Annotated in this window: 9 protein-coding genes; 6 read left to right on the forward strand and 3 right to left on the reverse strand. The window is 62.9% G+C overall.

Annotated features, from left to right (window positions below; translation table 11 throughout):
• Window positions 1-29: 29 nt before the first annotated feature.
• Window positions 30-1,163 (reverse strand): ABC transporter substrate-binding protein, encoded by a 1,134-nt coding sequence (locus tag AX756_RS02910; protein ID WP_068308484.1) that lies wholly within the window; start codon window positions 1,161-1,163, stop codon window positions 30-32.
• Window positions 1,164-1,465: 302 nt separating this feature from the next.
• Window positions 1,466-11,035, reverse strand: coding sequence for a polymorphic toxin-type HINT domain-containing protein (locus tag AX756_RS02915; protein ID WP_068308485.1), 9,570 nt, complete (start codon window positions 11,033-11,035; stop codon window positions 1,466-1,468).
• 260 nt (window positions 11,036-11,295) lie between these two features.
• Here AX756_RS02915 and AX756_RS02920 point away from each other — a divergent pair, with 260 nt between their 5' ends.
• Window positions 11,296-12,354, forward strand: a complete 1,059-nt coding sequence (locus tag AX756_RS02920; RefSeq protein WP_068308486.1) for an OmpA family protein — start codon at window positions 11,296-11,298, stop codon at window positions 12,352-12,354.
• A gap of 6 nt (window positions 12,355-12,360) precedes the next feature.
• On the forward strand, window positions 12,361-13,854 hold the full coding sequence (locus AX756_RS02925) for a caspase family protein (protein WP_068308489.1): 1,494 nt from the start codon (window positions 12,361-12,363) through the stop codon (window positions 13,852-13,854).
• A gap of 60 nt (window positions 13,855-13,914) precedes the next feature.
• Here the strand turns inward: AX756_RS02925 and AX756_RS02930 are convergent, their stop codons facing one another.
• Window positions 13,915-14,640 carry a response regulator gene (locus tag AX756_RS02930; RefSeq protein WP_068308491.1) on the reverse strand — a complete coding sequence of 242 codons (726 nt, stop codon included), beginning with the start codon at window positions 14,638-14,640 and terminating at the stop codon, window positions 13,915-13,917.
• Between the two features lie 150 nt (window positions 14,641-14,790).
• On the opposite strand from AX756_RS02930, the gene AX756_RS02935 reads away from it, so the two are divergent.
• The 4 genes from AX756_RS02935 (at window position 14,791) to AX756_RS02950 (ending at window position 21,742) form a co-directional block, all read left to right on the forward strand.
• Complete coding sequence (locus AX756_RS02935) at window positions 14,791-15,963, forward strand: NapC/NirT family cytochrome c (protein ID WP_068308493.1); 1,173 nt, start codon at window positions 14,791-14,793, stop codon at window positions 15,961-15,963.
• A 226-nt stretch (window positions 15,964-16,189) separates the two neighbouring features.
• Window positions 16,190-18,649, forward strand: a complete 2,460-nt coding sequence (torA, locus tag AX756_RS02940; protein WP_068308495.1) for a trimethylamine-N-oxide reductase TorA — start codon at window positions 16,190-16,192, stop codon at window positions 18,647-18,649.
• Between the two features lie 129 nt (window positions 18,650-18,778).
• Window positions 18,779-19,387 carry a hypothetical protein gene (locus AX756_RS02945; protein ID WP_156461371.1) on the forward strand — a complete coding sequence of 203 codons (609 nt, stop codon included), beginning with the start codon at window positions 18,779-18,781 and terminating at the stop codon, window positions 19,385-19,387.
• Window positions 19,388-19,390: 3 nt separating this feature from the next.
• Window positions 19,391-21,742 carry a hybrid sensor histidine kinase/response regulator gene (locus AX756_RS02950; protein ID WP_068308499.1) on the forward strand — a complete coding sequence of 784 codons (2,352 nt, stop codon included), beginning with the start codon at window positions 19,391-19,393 and terminating at the stop codon, window positions 21,740-21,742.
• Window positions 21,743-21,757 lie beyond the last annotated feature (15 nt).

Here is a 21,757-nt window from a genome sequence, read left to right on the forward strand (position 1 = left end):
GGACCGCGCGAACGGCCCGGCATCTATCGTTACATCTTGCACTCGCCCGCATAGGCGTCGGAGTGGTTTTCGAGCGCCACGCCGATGATCTTGTTGGTGAACACACCGTTCTCCTCGACCACCTCGCGGGCATAGATCGTCTGCACCGGGTGGTGGTTCGGCCCGAACGCGAAATCGCCGCGCACGCTGTCGAAATCGGCGGCCTCAAGCGCTGCCCGGAAGGCATCCGCGTCGGAGACATCGGCGGCCTCGACTGCCGAGATCAGCAGGTTGGCGGTATCGAACCCCTGGCTGGCATAGAGCGAGGGCAGGCGGCCATATTCGGCCTGGAAACTCTCGACGAAGGCCGCGTTGGCGGGGTTATCGATATCCTTGTTCCACTGGCTGGTGTTGACCACGCCGAGGGCCGCCGCGCCGACGGCCTGCAGGATCCCCTGGTCGAAGGAGAAGGCGGGACCGACCACCGGCAGTTCGACACCGCTATCGGCATATTGCTTGAGGAAGGAAATCCCCATGCCGCCGGGCAGGAAGAAGAACACGCTGTCGGCGTCGGAGGCCCTGATCTGGGCGATCTCGGAGGCATAGTCCGTCTGTCCGAGCTCGGTATAAACCTCGCTTGACAGCTCCCCTTCGAAGAAACGCTTGTAGCCGGTGAGCGCGTCCTTGCCGGCCGGGTAGTTGGGCGCCAGCAGGAAGCTCTTCTTGTAGCCCGCGGAATTCGCATAGGCCCCTGCGGCCTCGTGCAGGTTGTCGTTCTGCCAGGCAACGTTGAAATAGTTCTCGTGGCATCCCTTTCCGGCGAGCGCCGACGGCCCGGCATTGGGCGAGAGGTAGAATTTGCCCTGCGCCGTTGCCGCCGGAACGACAGCCATGGCGAGGTTGGACCAGATGATGCCAGTCAGCACGTCCACTTTCTCCGACTGGATCATCTTGTCGGCGAGTTGCACGGCGATGTCCGGCTTGCGCTGGTCGTCCTCGATGACGACCTCGATATCATCCCGCCCGGATTGCTTGATCGCGAGCATGAAGCCATCGCGCACATCTATTCCAAGCCCGGCTCCACCGCCCGACAGCGTCGTGATCATCCCGACCTTGACCTCGGCCGCAGCCGTGCCTGCAATCAGGGCCAGTCCGGCCGCAAGCGCAAGTTTCCCAATTTTCATAGCGTTCCCCATTGAATTTACGTCTTTTTTTTCATTGTTTTTGCCCCGCGAACGTTGTCTCGGGACGTTTTGCGGAGCGAACAGAATCTCTCCGGTCGTCATGTAATATCGGGCTTGGCTCGGTCCTCGCCTTCAGGAAGTTCGCCTGCAATTAGAGAATCCCTGACAGGGCTTGTCGAGCAACTTTTGGCATTCGACGGCTCCGGCCGCACAAGATGGACATATTCCGCCTCCCCCGGGGACTAACGCGGAGGCTTTCGGCACCTGTGCGAACGAAGCCCGGAACGGTTTGCGATCCGCTCCTATTTCGGCAGCGTGGTTGCGCCCGGATTGTGGAACAGACGCGCCCAGGACGATGCGTAGGAACGCAAGGTCGATACCGGTGGTGCGCTCTGCCAAATGCCTGATGCGGCATCGCCGAAATAGATATAGGTCGTCTGGACACCGTCGAACTCCAGCGAATTCATCGCTCCCTTGCACCGGCTGCAGGGCGGCAACTCACCCAGGAACACGACACGGTAATTGCCGGGCGGCAATATTCCTGTCTGCAATCGTCCGAAAACATCGTTGAGAAAACGCGTCTCGGTATGCGTCATGTGCTGGGCGTTTCGCGGGAAGAGCCTGCCCGCGGCGTTGGCCGAGTTCTCCAGAAGCGCACGGGTCACGCCCCCGCTCACCAAATCCCGTCGCAGGACCAGTTCGCTGACACCATCTTCGCCCACCCGGTAGAGCCAGCCGATGGCCCTGTGCCCCGCCGCGGTACAGGAGGTGCCGCCATTATGAACCCAACTCCGGTTTTCCCCGACGAAATAGGTTTGGTACTCGGCCACCTCGAAATTGTAGACCAGCGCGCTTCCATCGAGCGGCTGGGCGTCGGTTACGGTCGCGGTGGCGCCATTCGCGGTCGACAGAACCTGACCGGGGGAAAGGTCGCGCGCCTCCCGCCAACCGAGATCCTTCACGTAGAACCGGTGGTTGGGCGTTGTCCTGATTTCCTCCGGTCCGCTCTCTCCGGCGACGGACAAGCTCATCAATGCGCGGTTCTCCGTCTCGTAGAGCTTTTCGACCGGGCAGAATTTCTGTGCCATCGTCTGGTCGCTCCGGCATTCGACCAGATCGCCCTCCTTGATCTCCTCGATCGGCACCGGCCCGGATTCGGTCGCCACCATCGTGCCGGCCGCAAAGCAGGTAATGCCACTCATCCGCTTGATGACACCGGGCAACTGCCCCAGCGGTCCGGAGCAGCCTCGTGCCAGAAGCGAGCGGCCAGAATTGGCAGCGGCCCGCCCCGGACCTGATCCAGCGGCCATCATCGCGATGCCCATCGACGTTTCCGCCAGCATTTCGCGTGGTTTCTCCGAAGCGGTGTAGCCAAAACCCGCCGCCGCGGCCGCGTCGCTTCCGGGCGTGCCGTTGCCCTCCCAGAGCCCGGCCATCTTCGCCACCGACCCCGCGATGCCGAAATTCGCGGCATCGTCGACGGCCTTCCCGGCCATGTTGATCAGCACTTTGTGCGGCAACGGATTCTGCGCGTCGTTGATGCCGGGGATCACGATATTGCCGCTTGGCGTGCGCAAGAGCCCGTCGGCATCGATGGAATAGCCATCGGCAAGACGTCCTTTGAGATCCGAGTAATCGCCATTGAAGTTCTCCGGCATCTCGATCTCGCCATTCTTGCCCGCCCCGCCATCGCCCGCCGTTTCGGCATCGCAATTCGACTGGCAGTCATCCTGTTCATCGGTCTGACGATCGTTCTGCGCCGTGGTCTCGACAGGCTGGACCTCGGTCTCCGGCTGTTCCTGCCCCTTGGCCGGATCGTCGGTAACCGTTGCTTCCTCACCGCGCGCACCGGCCTCGGCGGTATCGGGGCCTTTGGTCTCGACCACCTCGCCGGGGAGCGGGTTGGCCACGATCACCAGCGGTGGGAAACTGTGCTTGCCATCCTCGGGACAGATCCCGTTGCAGATAACCATGTCCTGATCTTCGATATACCGTCCCCGCCGGCCGAAATTCTCCGGATCGTCCCAGGCCTTTTGCAACTCGGTTTCCGGCATCTCCTCGTTTGCGGCGTCCTCCATTCCCCACGGATCGTAGCGGCGCAACGGATCGTTGGAGACGAACTGGAACCGATTGGCGCCGGCCGACAACCCCATCGGATCGACCGAGGCGAAGCGGCCGGTCTCGGGGTCGAACAGCCGCTGTTGCGCAGAGAGATAGGGCACGTCGGCGAGGTATTCCTGACCGCCATAGATGAAGGAAAACCCGCTGGTGGGGATTGCCACATCCGTGCCGAAGGCCTCGATCAACGAGATGATCTGGTCATTGCTCAGCACCAGATCGCCGCCGCGCTCGGAAAAGGCGTTCTCGGCGCTTTCGCCGAATAGGCGCCCCACGATGGTGTCGCCCAGCGCGGCATTCATCGAAGGCACGCCCTCTTCATCAATGGTCGAGAGCGGGTAGACCGTGGAGACCGGGTTGTCCCAGAAATGCACCCTCTCTCCCTGTGCCGACACGGAATGTACCGTCCGCCCCGAGTGATCGCGGCTCAAACCGATGCGGAAATAGCCGTCCTTGTCCCAGATTTCCCGAGCGTGGCCGGTGACCGAGCGGACGATCTGGTAGCCGCGGTGATCCTCGATCATCCCGCCATAGGCGTCCCAGCCGATCTTCGTCTCGATCCCGTTTTCGTTGACTGCCATCAAGGCGGCCTCGATATCCGAGCCATCCGGGCTGCCGTAGGAATAGGCGGTCACGGCACCGTCAATGTCGCGCGTTCGCCGGTTGCCTGCGCCATCATAGCTGTAAGTGGTCACCGATTCCTCCGGCGAACCCGCCCGGCGCACTTCCTCTTCCAGCCAGCCCTCGGTCGTGTAGCCGAACCGGTTCAGGAACGTGCCGCCAGAGGTCGCGAACTCGGTGGAGATCAGGCGCCCGCGAATGTCATAGCCGTGGGTCCGCTGGTCGAAGGCCCCGCCTTTTGTGTCGACCCGCTGGTAGCTCATCCGTCCAAGCTGGTCATAGGCGCGGATGAATTGCGCATCGTCCTTCAAAACCCCTTCCGTCATTCGGCCCAACGGGTCCCGGGCGACCACCTTCAGCAGGGTGTGCGCATTGCCGCCAACGGCATCCTCACCGGTGATACTCTCGATCTGGCCCAAGGCATCCCGGCCGAACTCCAGACTGCCCGCCCAATCGGTTTCAATGCTCTTGAGATCGTTATCGACAAAATACTGATATGTCGCCGTGCCTATGCTCTTGTTCATCACCTGAAATTCGGTGGACTCGATCCGGCCAAGCGCATCGGTGCGGCGGGCGTATTTCGAGATCATGTCGAACGCCCCGTCCACGCCCCGCTCGGTCGCGACGATGCGCGGGGTTCCGAAAACATCGAAATCGTCGGTGCTGACCGCGATCACCTCCTCGACCAGCCTGCCGTCCTGTTCGATCTGGCCGCTCGTCCGGCGCTCGGTCACGTAGAGACCATCATCCGAATAGCTGAACTCCGTCACCCGCGGGGCGTCGGATTGGGCCCCCATCTCGACGGACGCGATCCGGGGAAAGCCGAAATCGCTGTCGTAATTGGTCTCGATCTCGGTGACGCCGAGAATGCGCTCGCGTTTCAGCAGCCCGGCGGCGTTATAGTCGAACTCAGTGATGCCGAGAGAGGCACCATTGGCCACGTTCCGCGCCGTTTCCACTTTCGCAAGCCGCCCGCCGGGCGTGTAGCTCCGCCAGACCACGGAATCCTCCGGGGCTGGCTGCTCCAACTGTGTCTCGAACCGCCACGGGCTGACCGGGCCCCATTCATAGCTGGTCCGGTTCAGCGCGTCATAGCCATGCGCCACGATCTCCAGCAACAGGTCGTCCTTGTCCCGAAGCTCCGTTTTCACGGCCATCGAGCCGTCATACCGGGTCACGATCTTGCTGCCATCGGGCCGTTCGAGCAGCACGGGCCGGTTGGCGAAATCGAAATAGTGTTTCCAGCTGCCACCATCCGCGTCGATGATCTCGTTCAGCGCGTTCGCACCCGGCAGGTCATGATCCGACAGGTCCACCCCGTATTCATAACCATATTTCCTGGGCTCGGTGGTCCCTTGCGGCTGGTAGAGCGAGACAAGGCCGAGCGCGTCGAATTCATACGTGCTCTCATGCCCGGACTTGTCCACATGCTTGCAGATCCCGGCATTGAGCGACCATGTCTGCTTCTCGGTCTCGCCCGCAGCATCTGTCACCGATGTCACGCGCCCGAGGTAATCGGTCTCGTAGCTCTGGGTATGGCCGCCGATCGACTGTGTGGCGACGAAGTTGTCGGGGGTATAGGTCAGCTCCTCGACAACCCCGCAAGCGCCGCCATCGGCACCACGACAAATCCGGTTCGGGCGCCAGAGGTCGTCATAGTCCACTTCGATCTCGGCACCGCCCTGGAACGCCCAGCTGACATTGCCGTAATCGTCGAGCTTCTGTGCCTCCAACAGCCAGTCGCCCAGCATGTAATAGGCCGCGTCGCCGGCATCGGTATAACCGAAGCTGCGGGTAACCCCGTCGGCATCGGTCAGTTCAGCCAGCCGCCCCTCGCCGTCATAGGAAAAGCTCGTCCCGACCTGGCAATTGCTGCCGTCGACCGGCATATCCGCCGTGCAATAGGGGCTGGAGAGCGGAAGCTCGTGGTACTCCCGGGTCTTTCGGTCGAGAACGTTATACCCGTAATGCGTCACCAGCCCGTCGATGTCGCGCTGCGCGCTGACGCGGCTGAGATCGTCCAGCGTGTCGAGCGTGTAGCTCCCGTCGGGCAGTTCCGCCTTGAACGCGGTGCCGAAACCGTCCAGCCAGGAGGTCGTGACATTGCCGTTGATATCCGTCTCCAGAACGCGACGGCCATCGCCGGGATTGCTCGCGCCATCCGGGGCGCCGTCGACATAGTTCCAGGCGTTGAGCTGGAAGCGGCCCGCCGCGCCGCGCCGGATCTTGTAGGTGAGCGGACGCCCGATGGCGTCATAGGTCCAGAAACTCCGCACGCCGTCTTCCGCGATCAGGCGCGTGCGATTGCCCAGGAAGTCATAAAGATATCTCTGCGTCGGGTTGACCGCGTCGCCGTTACAGGTCTCCAGCGTCGTCAGGGCCGTGACCGCGTTGATGCGGAAGAAATTGTCGTAGCCATAGCTCGTCACCACGCCTGAAGGCTGCGTGGTGCGGGTCGTGTGGCCAAACTCGTTGAACTGCTCCGAGCCTCGGCTGACGCCGTCGCATTCATGGCTTCGGCTGAGCGTGTCGTAGATCACCTTGCAGACGCGCCCGTCCGGGCCGACCGTCCGCGTCTCGCCCACGCGATAGACCGTGCGGAAGCTGACATGGCGGGGTGTTTCCACCAGGTCGAACATGTCCACCGCCGGCCCGGTATAGTCGTGGCTCGGCAGAAGTTTCTCGGTGATGCGCCAGAAGGCGTCGCGGTAGTACCACTCGGTTTTCGCCGTCTCGCCATCGAAATAGGGGCGCGTGTGGAAGCGTAGCGCGCCATCGTCAGCATAACCCCAATGCTCGTGCCGGGTCCGCTGACCGAGGCAGCGGATATCGCGCGCCTGCGTGCCGGCCTCCGGGATCTCCTCGTCCCAACGGCAGATCCGCTCGGTCACCACGCGCCCCCACTTGTCGACGAAGCGAAGTGTGAGCCGCTCCCCGCGGATCTCGGCAGACCACGGCAAGGACAGATCCTTTGCTCCCTCCGAGTAGTACCGATGGATCGTCTCGATCGAGGCGACCCCGTTATCCCGCGTCTCCTGCGTGATCCGGCCCAGGTCGTCGCGGACATAACGCTGCACACCGCCCTCGAAAGAGGTCTCCGAAATACGGCACAACCGGTCGTATTCCGTTGCGCGCAGGCGCCCGACTGCGTCGATTGTCTTTTCCACCCCGCAAGTGGCATAGCCGATCTCCGTCACCGCTTGCCGGCGCAACACGCCCCGGTCCACCGACTTCTCGACCAGCCGCCCCATATCGTCAAAGCTTCGCCGGGAGCCGCGCGTCACGCCATATTGCCCGGTTTCCTCGATCACCTCCGGCGTGTCGAAACCCGCGAACTCCGAAAAGGCGAAGCTGCGCACCACGTCGCCGTCATCGTCGGTCACCGTGTAACCCGTGACCTGTGGCTGCCCGGGCAACAAGAACGTGGGCGCGAACTGGTAGTCGATCCGGTGGTCATCGTTGAATTTCCCTGCCATCCGGTAATCGATCTCGGCGGACAGCCGTTGCAGGAAATACTCGTAATCCTTCACGAACATCCGGTATTCCGGCGTCATCGGCAGAAGCGTCGCGCCCGGCTGCACGAAATTGGGACGCCCGGCGTCGAGCAGGTTTTGCGGCACGGCCGCATGCATGGTGACCGCCGAAATACCCTGCGGGCGTTTCGCCGCGAAGCGCGACTTCATCCATGCCGGACGCAGTTCCGAGGCCGTCGCGGGCGCGACCGTTCGTGTCGCGGGGGCCGACTTTCGCATCCGGATCATCGGCTTGCGCGGCTTCAGCGCCTTTTCCTCAAGCGCCGCCTTGCGCCACGCGACCAGATCCTCTCGCGTCACCACCCCTTGCTTCACGAGACGCCGGACAAGCGCGTTGAGCCGCGTTTCCTCCGCCTTGGTCTCGGGTTTGAGCCGCTGGGTTGCCACGTTGCGCCCCCGCACCAGCGCCCTGCCCCCCTCGCCGAAAAGAGGGCGGAAGAAATCCGACTTTTGGAAGAACTGGTTCTCCTCCGCCAGCCGGTCGGCGATCCAGCCATGCAGCACGATGAGATCGTCGGGGTCGATCAACAGCCCCTCGAAGGTGATCTCCCTGTCCTGAAAATCCAGGCATTCCCGGATCAGGTCATCCTCGAGCCCTGCCTGGTTGATGGAGCCATTCACGATCAGGACCAGCGCGGGATCGACCTCGAACGTGCAGCGCCGCCGCAGCGGGTTGAAGAAGGGCGCGTCCATATCGTAGCGCCACATGGTCGGCAGCATCTCGATATAGCTGTTATAGGTGAACCGCGCGAGACTGCCGCTGGACCGCCTTTCGGCCCGCGAGACGAGCTTGCCGCGAAACTCCGGACGCAGCGAGAATTTCGCCTCGTAGAGCAACCCGCTCTCGTATTCGCCCTCGACCTCGGCAAAGCCAAGGAAGCGCCGGTCCTCGTATCGCCCCCCGCTATAGCTGAAGCGGCTCGTGCCGCGGTGATCGCTCACCTCGTCGACCGTCCATACCGTGCGCGACAGCTCAGGGTTGTCGCCATTGCGGGCCGCGTTCAGATAGGAAAGCTTGATCGTGCCGTCGAACTGGTTGGTGATCTCTTCAAGGATCACGTTGGGGTGGCTGCGGGTGTTTTCATGCACGCTGACGGTGAGTTGCGTGGCGGTATCGCTGCTCCGGTTGCGCTCGAAGATCAGCAGATCGGGGAAGCCGTCGGCGTTGAAATCCTGGATGAGTGTGGACTGGGAAAAGATCGCTTCCTCGCCACTGGGCGTGCTCGACAACGCCCGCACCGTCGCAGGCAGCGCGCGCGTTTCCTGCGTATCCGCGTCGAAACCGAAGCCCTCGCGGATGTTTTGCCAATGGGCATAGCGCAGCCGGCGGGAATCGTCGTTGCGGTAGACCAACTCCGTATTGCCATCGGCATTGAGATCGACAATCGAGAAGCTGTTCCAGTTATCGAACAGATCGGCGTCATAGACCGTGTCCGGCCGCGCGACGTTGATCGGACTGTTGGGCTGCATGAAGGCCGTGGGCAACGTCAGTTCGGAATCGAGAAACCCACCGCGCCCATCGCCGAAATAGATGCGCGAGAAATGGATGCCCGCGGGCTCCATATCGGTCAGTTCATCGCCCATTTTCCAGCAGATCGGGAAGGAGAAGGCGAGGTCTATTGCGCCGTCGCCGTTGATATCTGTCGCGCGCGACTGGCTCAGCCAGTAGTGCTCGTCGCTCTGGAAGCTGGCGAGATCAGCGCTCTGCCAATGTACGCCCTGGCTCGTCCACGGGTCGAGGTCGAGGCCGCTCGCCGAGTCGCCATTCTCGGCAATGCACTGGTCCCAAAGCAGGCGCAATTCGCCCGTCAGGCTGTCGGTCAGCGCCGGGTTCTCATCGATCGGGTTGGGCAGGTATTCCCGCCCGAAGCCGTCGAAATAGGGCGCCTCGCCGGTATTGCGTTCCCAGGCGATCATCTCGGGGTTGGAGGGGCCGACGGGGTAGATGATGTCCGGGAACCCGTCGCCATCGACATCGGCGAACTGGGCGCCGTTGAAATCGTCTTCCTCCATGTCGATCATGTCGACGAGGATCTCGTAATCGTCATTGTCGGCCGTGAGCACATAGGAGGCCGTGTCGTGCAATACCGGATCGTTGGTGTTGACCGCGACATGCAGTTCCGTCCGCCCGTCCGCATCCACATCGGCGAAACGATAGACGCCCCAGATCACGCTGAACTGCGGCAGCGCATCCTGAAGCAGGTCCGTCATCACCGGGTCGGGGACAAAGCCGAAGCTGCCGTCATCGACATTGTGATAGCCCCGCACATCGACCTCGCAGCCATCCATTCCCATCGGGCTGTCGCATTTCATCGAAACCAGGGCGAGATCCGTATAGGCGTCGCCATCGAAATTGACCGGGAAGGGCGTGGTGGTGAAATAATCCGGAACCGCGCCGAAATCGTTCAACACCTGCGCATCGGCGAAACCGGTCCGGTCACGGTTGATATCTGCCGTCATCATCGGGATCTCGGTGTCGTCGCGCCCCAGCTTGGAAATGCCGCGCAACGTGCCCAGATCGCCTTCCTCGTTGGGCCCGAGGCCGAGCAGGTTTGCTCCGAGTGACCCGACAAGCGGGTCGAGGGCCGGCTCGCCGGCGTGGCCGATGCCATCAAGCGGATCGGTGCTACGCACCGTCAGGCGGTCGCTGGCATTGTAAAGGAACCGGTAGCGGGAATGCTCCAGCTCGACATGGCCGCTTTCCACCAGCGTCGTGATCATGGACAGGCGCTTGTCGAGCACCCGCAACCGCCCCAGTCGCGCGGCGATGACCGGGTCGGGCCGGTTGACATAATCGAACTGCACCCGCGCCGTTCCAAAGCTGATCTCGCCCAGAACCGGGCTACAGGCCGCCTGCCCGCCGAATAGCTCGGCCTCGCCGCTGTCGGCGGCACAATCGCAGAGCATATCGTAGCGATAATCGATGCTGTTGCCGAACTTGTCGGTCTCCATGGAGAGGCTCCAGCTCACGGTGTCGGACTGGCCCGTCCACGGCTCGTCCCGGCATTGATCCCCGAGCGTGGTCGACAGGTATTCGTTCGCCGCCCCGGTTGCCTCGCTTGCCCCACCATAGCTCCAGGACTGGCCCTGCCGGCTCGCTTGCCACGTGTCGGAGGTGGAGGAATAGATGAAGATCCGGCTGTCATCCTGCTCCAGCCGGTAATATTCCAGCGCGCCAAGGATCGAATTGGGCAGCGTGGTCTGGAACTGGAACGGATACATCTGCTGATCGCCGAGCCAGTAGGTGTCCGTGCCATCCATCATCGGCGGACCGCCCGTCGGCCCGCGCCGCTCGATCCGCGAGCCCACGGACAGCTCCCAGCCATTGCCAAGCACTCCGCCCTTGGCGGCATGGGAAGACAGCACCGAAAGGCTGGGCGCGAAGCCGGTTTCCGTTGGCGGGATCTCGATCGGCACCTGGTATTGCCACGATCCGCGCTGTTGCACGGACGGAAGTTCCTCCACGATCGGGGCACCGCCCTCGGTCGCGGCGTAGGTTACGGATGCATCGGTTCCGGTCGTCGCCACTACCGGATCTGTCGCCCATGACGGTACGGCGCTCGCAGCGGCCAGAAGGCCCGCCAGCCAAAGAAACTTCATAAAAAATACCTCGTCGGCAATAAACCAAACTGCGGATAGTGTAGCCAGCAGGCGCTTTCGCTGTCTACAGAGGCTCCGGGCAGACAGCGCTTCCCCGCTTGGCTCCGACCGGTTCGGCATCTTGCGCAGGTAATGAGCCTGGCAACAGGGAGCGCGCTCCGGTGCCTCTGCCCGCGTGCTTTCTATTGGGGCTTTGCGAAAGTTTCGGCTAAGTTGCCAATAACGCGAACGGAAGCGCCGCGAGGCGCGGAGGAAACTTGATGAGTTATGCTGCGTATGTTTCTGCGCTGTCTTTTGTGTTCGGCCTGTCGGTTTCGGCAGCCGGGGTTTCGGCCGCGCCCGACCCTTTTGACGGAGGCTGGACCCTCGACGCGGAGCAATCGGCCCTGTCTTTCCTGTCCATCAAGGACGCGACGAAGGTCGAAACCAGCAGTTTCGCCGCCCTCGAAGGGCGCATCGAGGAGACGGGCGAGGTCGAGATCACCGTTCACCTCGAATCCATCGACACCAAGATCGACCTGCGCAATGTCCGCATGCGCTTCCTGTTCTTCGAGACATTCCTGCATCCCCGCGCGACCATCCTGGCCGAGCTCGCTGCCGCCGATTTCGTCGATCTGCCGCAGGTGGGGCGCAAGCGGATGTCGATGGAATATGTTCTGGACCTGCACGGGGTACAGAAGGCGTTCGAGTCCGATGTCATCGTGACGCTACTCAACGAGAACGAGGTCTATATTTCCGCCGCCGAACCGGTCTCGGTCTCGGTCGCCGATTTCGGCCTTGAAAACGGCTGGAAGAAGCTGGAGGAAGCCGCCGGCCTGCCGATCATTCCCTCAGCCACGGTCAGTTTCGATTTCCGTTTCCTGCGCAATGGTGCTGCCGAGACCCCCGTACAGATGGCCGGGGCCACCGCTACAACGGAATCGCGCGCGCTGGAGAGCAGCGGAGAGCTGGCGCTGGAGGAATGCCAGAACCGGTTCCTGACCGTTTCCGAGGCCAACGAGATTTCCTTCTCCTCCGGCTCGGCCCGGCTCGAAGCGAAAAGCGCGCCCATGCTCGACTCGCTGGCCGAAATCGTCGGGCGTTGCCCGGACCTGTCGATTGAAGTCGGCGGCCATACCGACAGCGTCGGCCCCGAACGCGCCAATCTACGCCTCTCCGAGAGGCGTGCAAAGTCGGTTGCCGCCTATCTGGAGGGCCAGGGTGTCGCGCGCGCGCGGATGCAGATCGCCGGCTATGGCAAAACCCGTCCGGTTGCCGACAATGACACCGAACGCGGCCGCTGGCGGAACCGCCGTATCGAATTCTCGATCGTGGAATAACTCTGAATGATCCCTCTCCTTGCTCCGATACTGCGGCTGTTTCTCGCTGTGATGGCACTTCAGGCACTGGTTGCCGCGGCCGTTGCCGAACCCCGGCTTGCTCTGGTCGTGGGCAACGAGCGCTATATCTCCGTCTCGCCGCTCGACAACCCGGTGTCCGATGCGCGCCTCATGGCGGCCGCGCTCACCTCGAAAGGGTTCGAGGTCACCCTGCTGACCGATGCCGACCAGGTGACGCTCAACCGCGCCATTGCCCAGTTCGGACGCGATCTGCGGGCGCATGGCGACGAGGCCACGGGGCTTTTCTACTATGCCGGGCACGCGGTGCAGAGTTTCGGCGCCAACTACCTGCTGCCGGTCGATGTCCTGCTCACCGACGCGGCGGACCTCGGCCTCGTGGCGGTGCGGGCCGACGCGATCCTGCGCCAGATGGCATCGGCACGAAACCGGGCTAACCTCGTGATCCTTGATGCCTGTCGCAACAACCCCTTCGTCGACGTGCCGGACATGAACGATAACGGTCTCGCGGAGATGAAGGCGCCAACCGGCACTTTCATGGCCTATTCGACCGCGCCGGGCAGCGTCGCAATGGATGGGGTCGGGTCCAATTCGCCCTTTACCTCGGCACTCGTGAACGAGATGGACACCCCCGGCCTGCCCGTGGAACAGGCGTTCAAACGGGTCCGCAGCAAGGTGATCGAAGCAACCGACAACCGGCAGACGCCGTGGGATACCTCGTCGCTGACCATCGATTTCCAATTTACCCCTGCCGAGCAACAGCAACCGGAGCAGCTTGCCGCCGACGAGTTCTTTGAATCGATCAAGGCGTCCGGCGACCCGGTGCAGATCGTGCTTTTCCTGCGGACCTATCCCGAGAGCGAGCATTTCGACGCCGCGCGCGAGCTTCTGACGAAGGCGCTGGATGGCGAGCAGGAACCCGAAGCGGAAAACACGGCCGCCGTCGCCCCGGAATACACCCCGCCTTCGGACTCCGAAGCCCGCGAGCGGGAGATGATCGAAGCGGCCCAGAGTTCCGGCCGGGTCGAAGATTACCGCGCCTATCTCGACGCATTCCCGACAGGGGTCTTTGCCGAGCTGGCCACGATGGAAATGGCCGCATTGGCCGCCAAGGCGCCCGAGACGCCCGCCGACGCCCAAACCGCTGCACAGGCACCTGCACCGGCAGACACGCTGCCGGCTATGCCCCAAGATGTGACCCTGGAGGCGCTGCTGGCGCATGGCGACCCGGTGCTCGATGGCAACTCCATCGCCATGCTCGTGGACAGCTCGCCGCTCTTTCCGCCCATTCCGGGATTGCCCGACGCGGTCTGGAAGAACCGTCCCTGCGCGACCTGTCACGAATGGACAGCCGAGGCGCTTTGCGATCAGGCAAAAACATATCTTGCCGACGCCGGAACCCGTGCGCTCAGCAAGCAGCACCCCTACGGCGGCGGTTTCAAGGACGTATTGCGAAACTGGGCCGGCGGAGGATGCCGCTAGGTTTCGGCACTCGGACAGACAATCGAACAGCCTGCCCAATTCGCCTGAAGCTTGCTAAGGTCAGATCGCCTTTTCGGCCGCTCGTTCCAGGAAAACGTAGCCGATGCCATGCACGGTGATGATAAGTTCGGGGGTCTTAGGGTCGCGCTCGATCTTCTTGCGCAGACGCCCGACCAGAACGTCGATGGTCCGATCAAACGGATCCCTCTCACGACCACTCAACGCATCGAGCAGTGCATCGCGCTGCATGACCCTGCCCCGGTGCTGCAAAAGTGCGAGCAGGAGTTCGTATTCGCCACGAGTCAGGTGGACATCGCTGCCATCGGGCGCGGTGAGCCTACGGGCGGCGGGCGTGAGCACCCAGCCATTGAAACTGTAGTTCTGATCCTCGCTTTCAGGGGCCGCCTGGGCGGACCGCCCGACGCGCCTCAGGATGTTGTTCGCACGGGCCAGCAATTCGCGGGGGTGGTAGGGCTTGTGGAGGTAATCGTCGGCGCCGACTTCCAGCGCAACGATGCGGTCGACGTCCTCGGTTTTCGCGCTGATGACAATGACCGGCAGGTCGGAGGACCGCCGGAGATCTCGCAAAAGGCTGAGCCCGTCGCGGCCCGGCAAGCGGATGTCGAGGCACAGCAGGTCGACATTGGCCTTGCGCAGGGCGACCTCCATCTCGTCGCCATTGCTGGCCCGTAGCACGCGAAACCCCTCGACCTCGAAATAGCCTGCCATGAGTTCGAGGCTGGTCGGATCGTCCTCGACGATCAACACACGCTTTGGGGCGTCCATCCGTGCAGCTCCTCCCTGTTCACATCACGTTTACAATTTTCTACAGGCCATTCAAATCCGGAAAACAGCAGATTTACAGCGATCGGCTAACACACTCCATATCAGGCGCAGACGGAATGTCCTCTGCGCCCATTTCCGGAGGTGTGCTGCATGAAACGATTCTGGACCTGGCTTTGGACCCCGTCGGGCGTGCTGTCCACTGGCTTCCTGCTGGCGATCGGCGTCCTGATCGGGGCCATCGGGCTCGTCGGGGCACATAGTGCGCTCAAGGCGACGGAGACCACCGAGTTCTGCGTCTCCTGTCACGAGCTGACGCCCGTCTACGAGGAATACAAGCTTTCGGCGCATTACTCCAACGCGTCGGGCGTACAGGCCGGCTGTGCCGATTGCCACGTGCCCGAACCCTTCGTGCCCTACGTCATCGATCATTACCGCGCGCTCGGCGAGGCCTACAGCTCCTTTACCGGCAAGATCGACACGCCGGAGAAATTCGAGGAACACCGGCTGGAGATGGCGGAACGCGTCTGGGACGAGATGAAGGCGAGCGACTCGCGCGAGTGCCGGAGCTGCCATGTCGAGCACGCGATGGATTTCGAAAAACAGGCCCCCGAGGCCGCCAAGCTAATGCAGGTCGGATTCGCGAACGGCGAGACCTGCATCGACTGTCACAAGGGCATCGCACACAAGCTTCCGGACATGTCGCAAGGCTACAAGAAGACCTTCGAGGACCTGACGGCGCGGGCCGCCGAGCAGGACGCAAAGGCAGACGAGCTTTACGTGCTGGAGACCAAACCGCATTACCTGACCGTCGAGGATGCGAAGGCAGACGAAAACAGCACCGGCCAGATCCTTGCCGCGTCGCATCTGAAGGTGCTGGAGCGCAAGGACGACATGCTGAAGGTACGTATCGACGGCTGGCAACAGGACGGCGTGGACAAGGTCATCTACGAGTTGCGCGGCCAGCGCATCTTTACCGCAACGGCCAAGACAGACGCCGCCGAGAATATCACCCGCCACGCCACCGAGACAGATCCCGATACGGATCTCGTCTGGCATCAGGTGAGCCTGGATGTGTGGGTAGACAAATCGAGCCTGCTCGACAGTCTCGAAGACCTCTGGGCCTATGGTTCCGAGATGAACAACGCCAGCTGTGGGGTCTGCCACTCCGCCGTGCCGCCCGAACACCTGCTGGCCAACCAGTGGATCGGCACGCTGAAGGCGATGGAACGCTTCATCGCGCTCGACAAGGAACAGTACCGCTTCCTGCAGAAATACCTGCAGATGCATGCCAGCGACACGGGCGGTGCCGGGGCGTCTCACTGACAGGTCCCGGCGCGGTTTCGCGACCGCGCCGCGGCCATCGGGAAAGGTATCGTCCCCGTCCGTTTACATCCCGTTTACAGAAATTTACAGCCGGTTCACCTCCTTCCGGAACCCTGTTTACACCACATCTCTAACCTTACGGCATGCGCGCAACGCCTGAGTCCCGGCCCCGGCCCGGTCTTGTTGCGCCGCGGGAGGAATGCATCCGATGGACGGAGGAAAATACATGTCCGGCACGAAAACTCACGGAATGACACGGCGCACCCTGCTTCAGGGCGCGACTGCGATCGGCGCGCTCGGAGCGCTTGCGCCGGCGGCCTGGGTAAACCCGGCGCGGGCGGCGGTTGCCGATGGCGAAGTGCTGACCGGATCGCACTGGGGCGTTTTCTACGCCAAGGTCGAGGGCGGCAAATGGGTCGACGTACGGCCTTGGGAAGGCGACCCACACCCCTCCCACCAGCTTCCGGGCATCATGGACTCCGTGATGTCGCCGTCGCGCATCCAGTACCCGATGGTGCGCCGCGCCTTCCTCGAAGGCGGTGCCGGGGCCAGCCCCGAAACCCGCGGCACCGGCGATTTCGTGCGAGTCAGCTGGGACGAGGCGCTGGAACTTGTCACCAATGAACTCAAGCGCGTCTCGGACGCCTACGGCCCGACCGGCATTTTCGGCGGTTCCTATGGCTGGAAGAGCTCGGGCAAGCTGCATAACTGCCAGAGCCTGATGCGGCGCATGCTGAACGTAGGCCTGAACGGTTCCTTCGTGAACGCGTCGGGCGACTACTCGACCGGCGCCAGCCAGATCATCATGCCGCATGTGATGGGCACGCTGGAGGTCTACGAACAACAGACCGTCTGGCCGGTGGTCGTGGAAACAACCGATGTTCTGGTCTTCTGGGGCGCCGATCCGGTGCGCACCAACCAGATTGGCTGGACCGTCGCCGATCACGACAACTACCCCTACATGGAAGAGTTCAAGAAGACCGGCAAGAAGGTCATCTGCATCGACCCGTGGAAGTCTCACACCGCGCAGTTCTTCGATGCCGAATGGATCCCGATCCGGCCGCATACCGACGTCGCGATGATGCTGGGTATCGCGCATGCTCTCTATTCCGCGGAACTGCATGACCAGGACTTCCTCGACGAGTACACCACCGGCTTCGACAAGTTCCTGCCCTACCTGACAGGCGAAAGCGACGGTGTGCCGAAGACGCCGGAATGGGCCGCCGAAATCTGCGAAGTGCCCGCCGAGAAGATAGTGGAGCTGGCCAATCTCTTCCAGTCCAACCGCACGATGCTGTCGAGCGGCTGGTCGGTCCAGCGTCAGCACCATGGCGAACAGACGCACTGGATGCTGGTAACGCTCGCCTCGATGCTTGGCCAGATCGGCCTGCCCGGCGGCGGTTTCGGCCTGTCCTATCACTACGCCAATGGCGGCGCGCCCTCGGCCAATTCGATCGTGCTTCCGGGCATCAGCGACGGCGGTGGCGCAGTGGAAGGCGCGGCCTGGATGACAGATGCAGGCGCTGCCTCCATCCCGGTTTCCCGCGTGGTCGAGATGATCATGAACCCGGGCAAGGAGTTCAACTTCAACGGCAAGACCCAGACCTTCCCGGAAGTGAAGATGGTCTATTGGGTGGGCGGCAACCCCTTTGTTCACCACCCCGGCACTCCCGGCATGGTTGAGGCATGGCAGAAGCTGGAAACTGTCGTCGTGCAGGACTTCCAGTGGACGCCGACGGCGCGCTTTGCCGATATCGTGCTGCCGGCCACCTCGTCCTACGAGCGCAACGACATCGAGAATGTCGGCGATTACTCGGCCCGCGCCATCGTGGCGATGAAGCAGGTGATCGAGCCGATGTACGAGTCCCGCAACGATTTCGACATCTTTGCCGATATCTCCGAGAAACTCGGTGCTGGAGACAAGTTCACCGAAGGCAAGGACGAGATGGGTTGGATCCGCAGCTTCTACGAATCTGCGGCCGAGCAAGCCCCGACGCGTGGCATCGAGGTGCCCTCCTTCGACGATTTCTGGGCGAAGGGTATCATCGAGTTCGAGATCCCCGAGTCCAGCAAGCAGTTCGTGCGCTACGCCGACTTCCGCGAAGATCCGCTGCTTGAGCCGCTCGGCACACCGTCCGGCCTGATCGAGATCTTCTCGCGCAACATCGAGAAGATGGGCTATGACGATTGCGGCCCGCATCCGATGTGGATGGAGCCGATCGAGCGGCTGGGCGGTGAAGGGGCGAAATATCCCTTCCATGTCGACACAGCCCACTCGAACTCGCGGCTGCACTCGCAGCTTTGCGGCACCTCGCTGCGCGAGACCTACGCGATCGCCGGGCGCGAGCCTTGCCTGATCAACAGCCAGGACGCGGCGGCCAAGGGGATCTCGGATGGCGATATCGTCCGCATCTTCAACGACCGTGGGCAGATGCTCGCGGGCGCGAAGGTCACCGACGACATCCGCCCGAACGTGATCGTTGTCAACGAGGGTGGCTGGTACGATCCGGTACCCGGCGGCGAGGTTGGCGCGCTGTGCGTCTATGGTGGCGTCAACACGCTGACGGTCGGCATCGGAACCTCAAGCCTGGCACAGGGCAATTGCGGCCACACCGCGATCGCCGATATCGAGAAGTACGAAGGCGAAGCCCCAGAGCCGACCGTCTTCACGGCTCCTGCGGGATAGGCAACGCCAGTCGGGGGCCGGACACGGCCCCCGATGCCGCGGTATGCTGCGATGGATAAGCGCCCGCAAACCGTTTTCTTCCCGGACTTGGCCGCGCTTCGGCGTGGCCTTGTTCCTTTGATGTTGGCTATGTCACTCGTTGCCGGAACAGCGAATGCGGAGCCGCTTTATGCCTCTGCCAACGTCCCGCTGACAGACGCACCCGACGCCAAAGCGACCCGGCTTGCACAGGTCGCCGTGGCCGCCGAGTTGGACCGGATCGAGACCCGCGACGGGTTTCACCGCGTGGCGCTCAAGGCCTGGGCGCGCGAGGGCGCCGAACAAGTGCTTTTCAGCCTACCGGGCAAGCGGATCCTGGCAGGCCAGATCCCGAAGCAGAACATCGGCCTGGCCGAGCCCCTGGACAGCCTCCGCGATCCCGAGACGGGCATTACCTGGAACAGGGTGTCCATCGAGGGCTGGATTCCGCAATCGGCCGCGGAGCCGCAGCTGGACTCGATCTGGGCCGCCGCCTGGGAGCTTTTCGCCGAACGCTGCACCGCCTGCCACCAGCGCCGCGTTCCCGAACATTACACCGCAAATCAGTGGCGAAGCCTGATCAAGGTCATGGGTCCGCGCACCGGCCTGCCCAAGGCGGAGCAGATGCTCATTCTGGCCTTCCTCCAGAACCATGCCAGCGATACCATCGACCAACAGCCAAAAGGAGGCGACCCCGCCAACACGGACGCCCGGAGGTGACGCATGAAGACGCTCGAAACGCTGATCGTTGAGAACGAGGACTGGCTGGTGGACCGGGTGGTCCAGTATGCGGTCGAACGAGGCTACTCGGAATATACCTCCACCCTCCGCGAGGCCTGGCGGGCCTCCATTTGCGGCCTGTCCGGACCGATCCTCGAAGCGATTGCGGCGGCCGACACGGCATCGCCCCGCGAAGCCGGCTTCGGCAGGGCGCGAGACAGCATCGTCGAATTCGGCGTCGAACAGGCGCTTCGCCACCGCGCCCGCGGCATACAGCTCACGGATTTCCTGGGGCTGCTAAAATACTACCGGCGCGCCTATCTCGACCTCATCTACGAAAACCAGATGCCGGAGGCGGACGCCCGGCGCTACCGGGATTATCTTCTGGATTTTTTTGACCATGTGGAGATCGGCCTGTGCGGCGAATGGAATTCGGCCTCCAACGCCGATCGCATGCGCGACCTGCAAACTCGCACCAGGACCCTGACCAACGAGAAGAACAAGTACCTGACGATTTTCGAAAGCATCCGGGAGCCGGTGGTCCTGCTCGATGCCGAGCGTCGCCCCACGCATCTCAACCACGCGGCCCATCGGCTGTTCTGTGGCGATGTGGCCCCCGGCGCGTCCTATTACGGCGCCCTGACGAGCCCACTTCTGAACGCCCAGATCGCGGCCCTGCTCGAAGGCGCCTCCGAAGGCAGCTATGACACGGTGGTCGAAACCCTTTCGGGGCCACGCGAGTTCAACGTCAATATCCAGAAGATGCTGGATATCAGCCACAAGTTCGACGGAACCGTCATCATCCTGAACGACGTCTCCGAGTATAAGCGCGCTTTGCGCCGGGCCGAGGCCGCCGACCACGCCAAATCGACTTTCCTCGCCGCGATGAGCCACGAAATCCGGACCCCGATTGCCGGCGTGCTGGGTCTTGCGCGCCTGCTGCGCGATACCCCGCTTTCCGCCGATCAGTCCCGATATGTTGATGGCATCATCTCGTCGGGAGAGCTGCTTGCGGGCGTGGTTGGCGATATTCTCGACTTCTCGCAAGCCGAGGTCGGCGGCCGCATTCCCGTGCCGGAGGGTTTCGACCTCGCAGCGCTGATACGCCAGGTCCTGATGGTGGTGGATCGTCCGGCGGCCGAGAAGGGCCTGCAACTGGTGACGCAAATTGCCCCTGCCCTGCCCGCGAAGCTGCGCGGCGACACCTCGATGATCCGTCAGGTGCTGCTCAATCTCTCCCACAACGCTGTCAAGTTCACAGATGCGGGCGAGATCACCGTCCGCGTGGCGCCACTGGCAACCGAAACCCGCCCGGACGGCTGGGTGCGCTTCGAGGTGATTGACACCGGTGTGGGCCTGCCGGACGGGCCTAGCGACTGGCTCTTCGATGCCTTTACCCAGCATGACGGGCACGGAAATACGCTCAAGGGCGGCGTCGGTCTCGGGCTTGCGATCTGCCGCAAGATCGTCTCGTCGCTGGGCGGAGAGATCCGTTGCCATGCCAACCCCGCCGGCGGCAGCGTCTTCCAGGTGGACCTTCCCCTGGAGCCAGCCGCTTCGGAGGCCGAGCCCGTCGCGCGCCGGTCCCAGCCTGTCGGAGCGCGGGTGCTCGTTGTCGATGATGACGAGGTCAACCGGGCCGTTGCAACGGGGTTCCTCGAAAAACTCGGTCATATCGCGACCTCTGTTGCATCGGCGACGGATGCAATCGAACGGCTGCACGCCGAAAGCTTTGATCTCGTGCTGAGCGACAACCGCATGCCGGGCGTTTCGGGGCTGGAGCTGATGGCGCAGATCCGGGCCCTGGACTCCGGACTCAACACCGGAATACCGGTCGTCATCGTCACGGCGTCGGTTGGCGATGTGACAGCGGGAACATCGGGTGGGACGAAGCCGGACGGGGTGCTTGGAAAGCCCTATGATACGGAAGACCTGTCACTGGCGATCCATCATCTCCTGCCCGAGCATTTTGTTGCCGAGAGGCGTGACAATGGCGCGCCCCAAGCAACGACAGACGTGGCCGACGCGGATCTTTCCCAGCTCCGTCAGCACATGTCCTATCTTGGACCGGATCGGAGCCAGCGGATCATCCAGGCCTTTGCCAGTTCCACCCCGGCCCGCCTTGAGGCATTGCGCAACGGTGTCTCCAAGGACGACCGGCAGGAGGTCTCGGCGGCGGCCCACGCCCTTGCCGGGGCCACGGGCATGCTTGGCTTGAGCGATATCTCGAAATGGGCGCGCGACATCGAGTCACGAGCCGAGACCGGGGATGGCCTCCTGTCCGTGGAAGAACTTTCCCGGCTGGAGCTGCAACTCCTCGATCTCCGCGCCAGGCTGCTTGAGCTATCCGCGTAAAACGAGCGAAAACGG

Source organism: Aliiruegeria sabulilitoris, from assembly GCF_001558155.1.
Taxonomy (GTDB): Bacteria; Pseudomonadota; Alphaproteobacteria; order Rhodobacterales; family Rhodobacteraceae; genus Tropicimonas; species Tropicimonas sabulilitoris.

Excerpts from the sequence above, each read along its gene's own strand:
- AX756_RS02910 (WP_068308484.1), bottom strand. The coding sequence starts at position 1,163 with ATGAAAATTGGGAAACTTGCGCTTGCGGCCGGACTGGCCCTGATTGCA.
- AX756_RS02915 (WP_068308485.1), bottom strand. The coding sequence starts at position 11,035 with ATGAAGTTTCTTTGGCTGGCGGGCCTTCTGGCCGCTGCGAGCGCCGTA.
- AX756_RS02920 (WP_068308486.1), top strand. The coding sequence starts at position 11,296 with ATGAGTTATGCTGCGTATGTTTCTGCGCTGTCTTTTGTGTTCGGCCTG.
- AX756_RS02925 (WP_068308489.1), top strand. The coding sequence starts at position 12,361 with ATGATCCCTCTCCTTGCTCCGATACTGCGGCTGTTTCTCGCTGTGATG.
- AX756_RS02930 (WP_068308491.1), bottom strand. The coding sequence starts at position 14,640 with ATGGACGCCCCAAAGCGTGTGTTGATCGTCGAGGACGATCCGACCAGC.
- AX756_RS02935 (WP_068308493.1), top strand. The coding sequence starts at position 14,791 with ATGAAACGATTCTGGACCTGGCTTTGGACCCCGTCGGGCGTGCTGTCC.
- torA (WP_068308495.1), top strand. The coding sequence starts at position 16,190 with ATGTCCGGCACGAAAACTCACGGAATGACACGGCGCACCCTGCTTCAG.
- AX756_RS02945 (WP_156461371.1), top strand. The coding sequence starts at position 18,779 with ATGTCACTCGTTGCCGGAACAGCGAATGCGGAGCCGCTTTATGCCTCT.
- AX756_RS02950 (WP_068308499.1), top strand. The coding sequence starts at position 19,391 with ATGAAGACGCTCGAAACGCTGATCGTTGAGAACGAGGACTGGCTGGTG.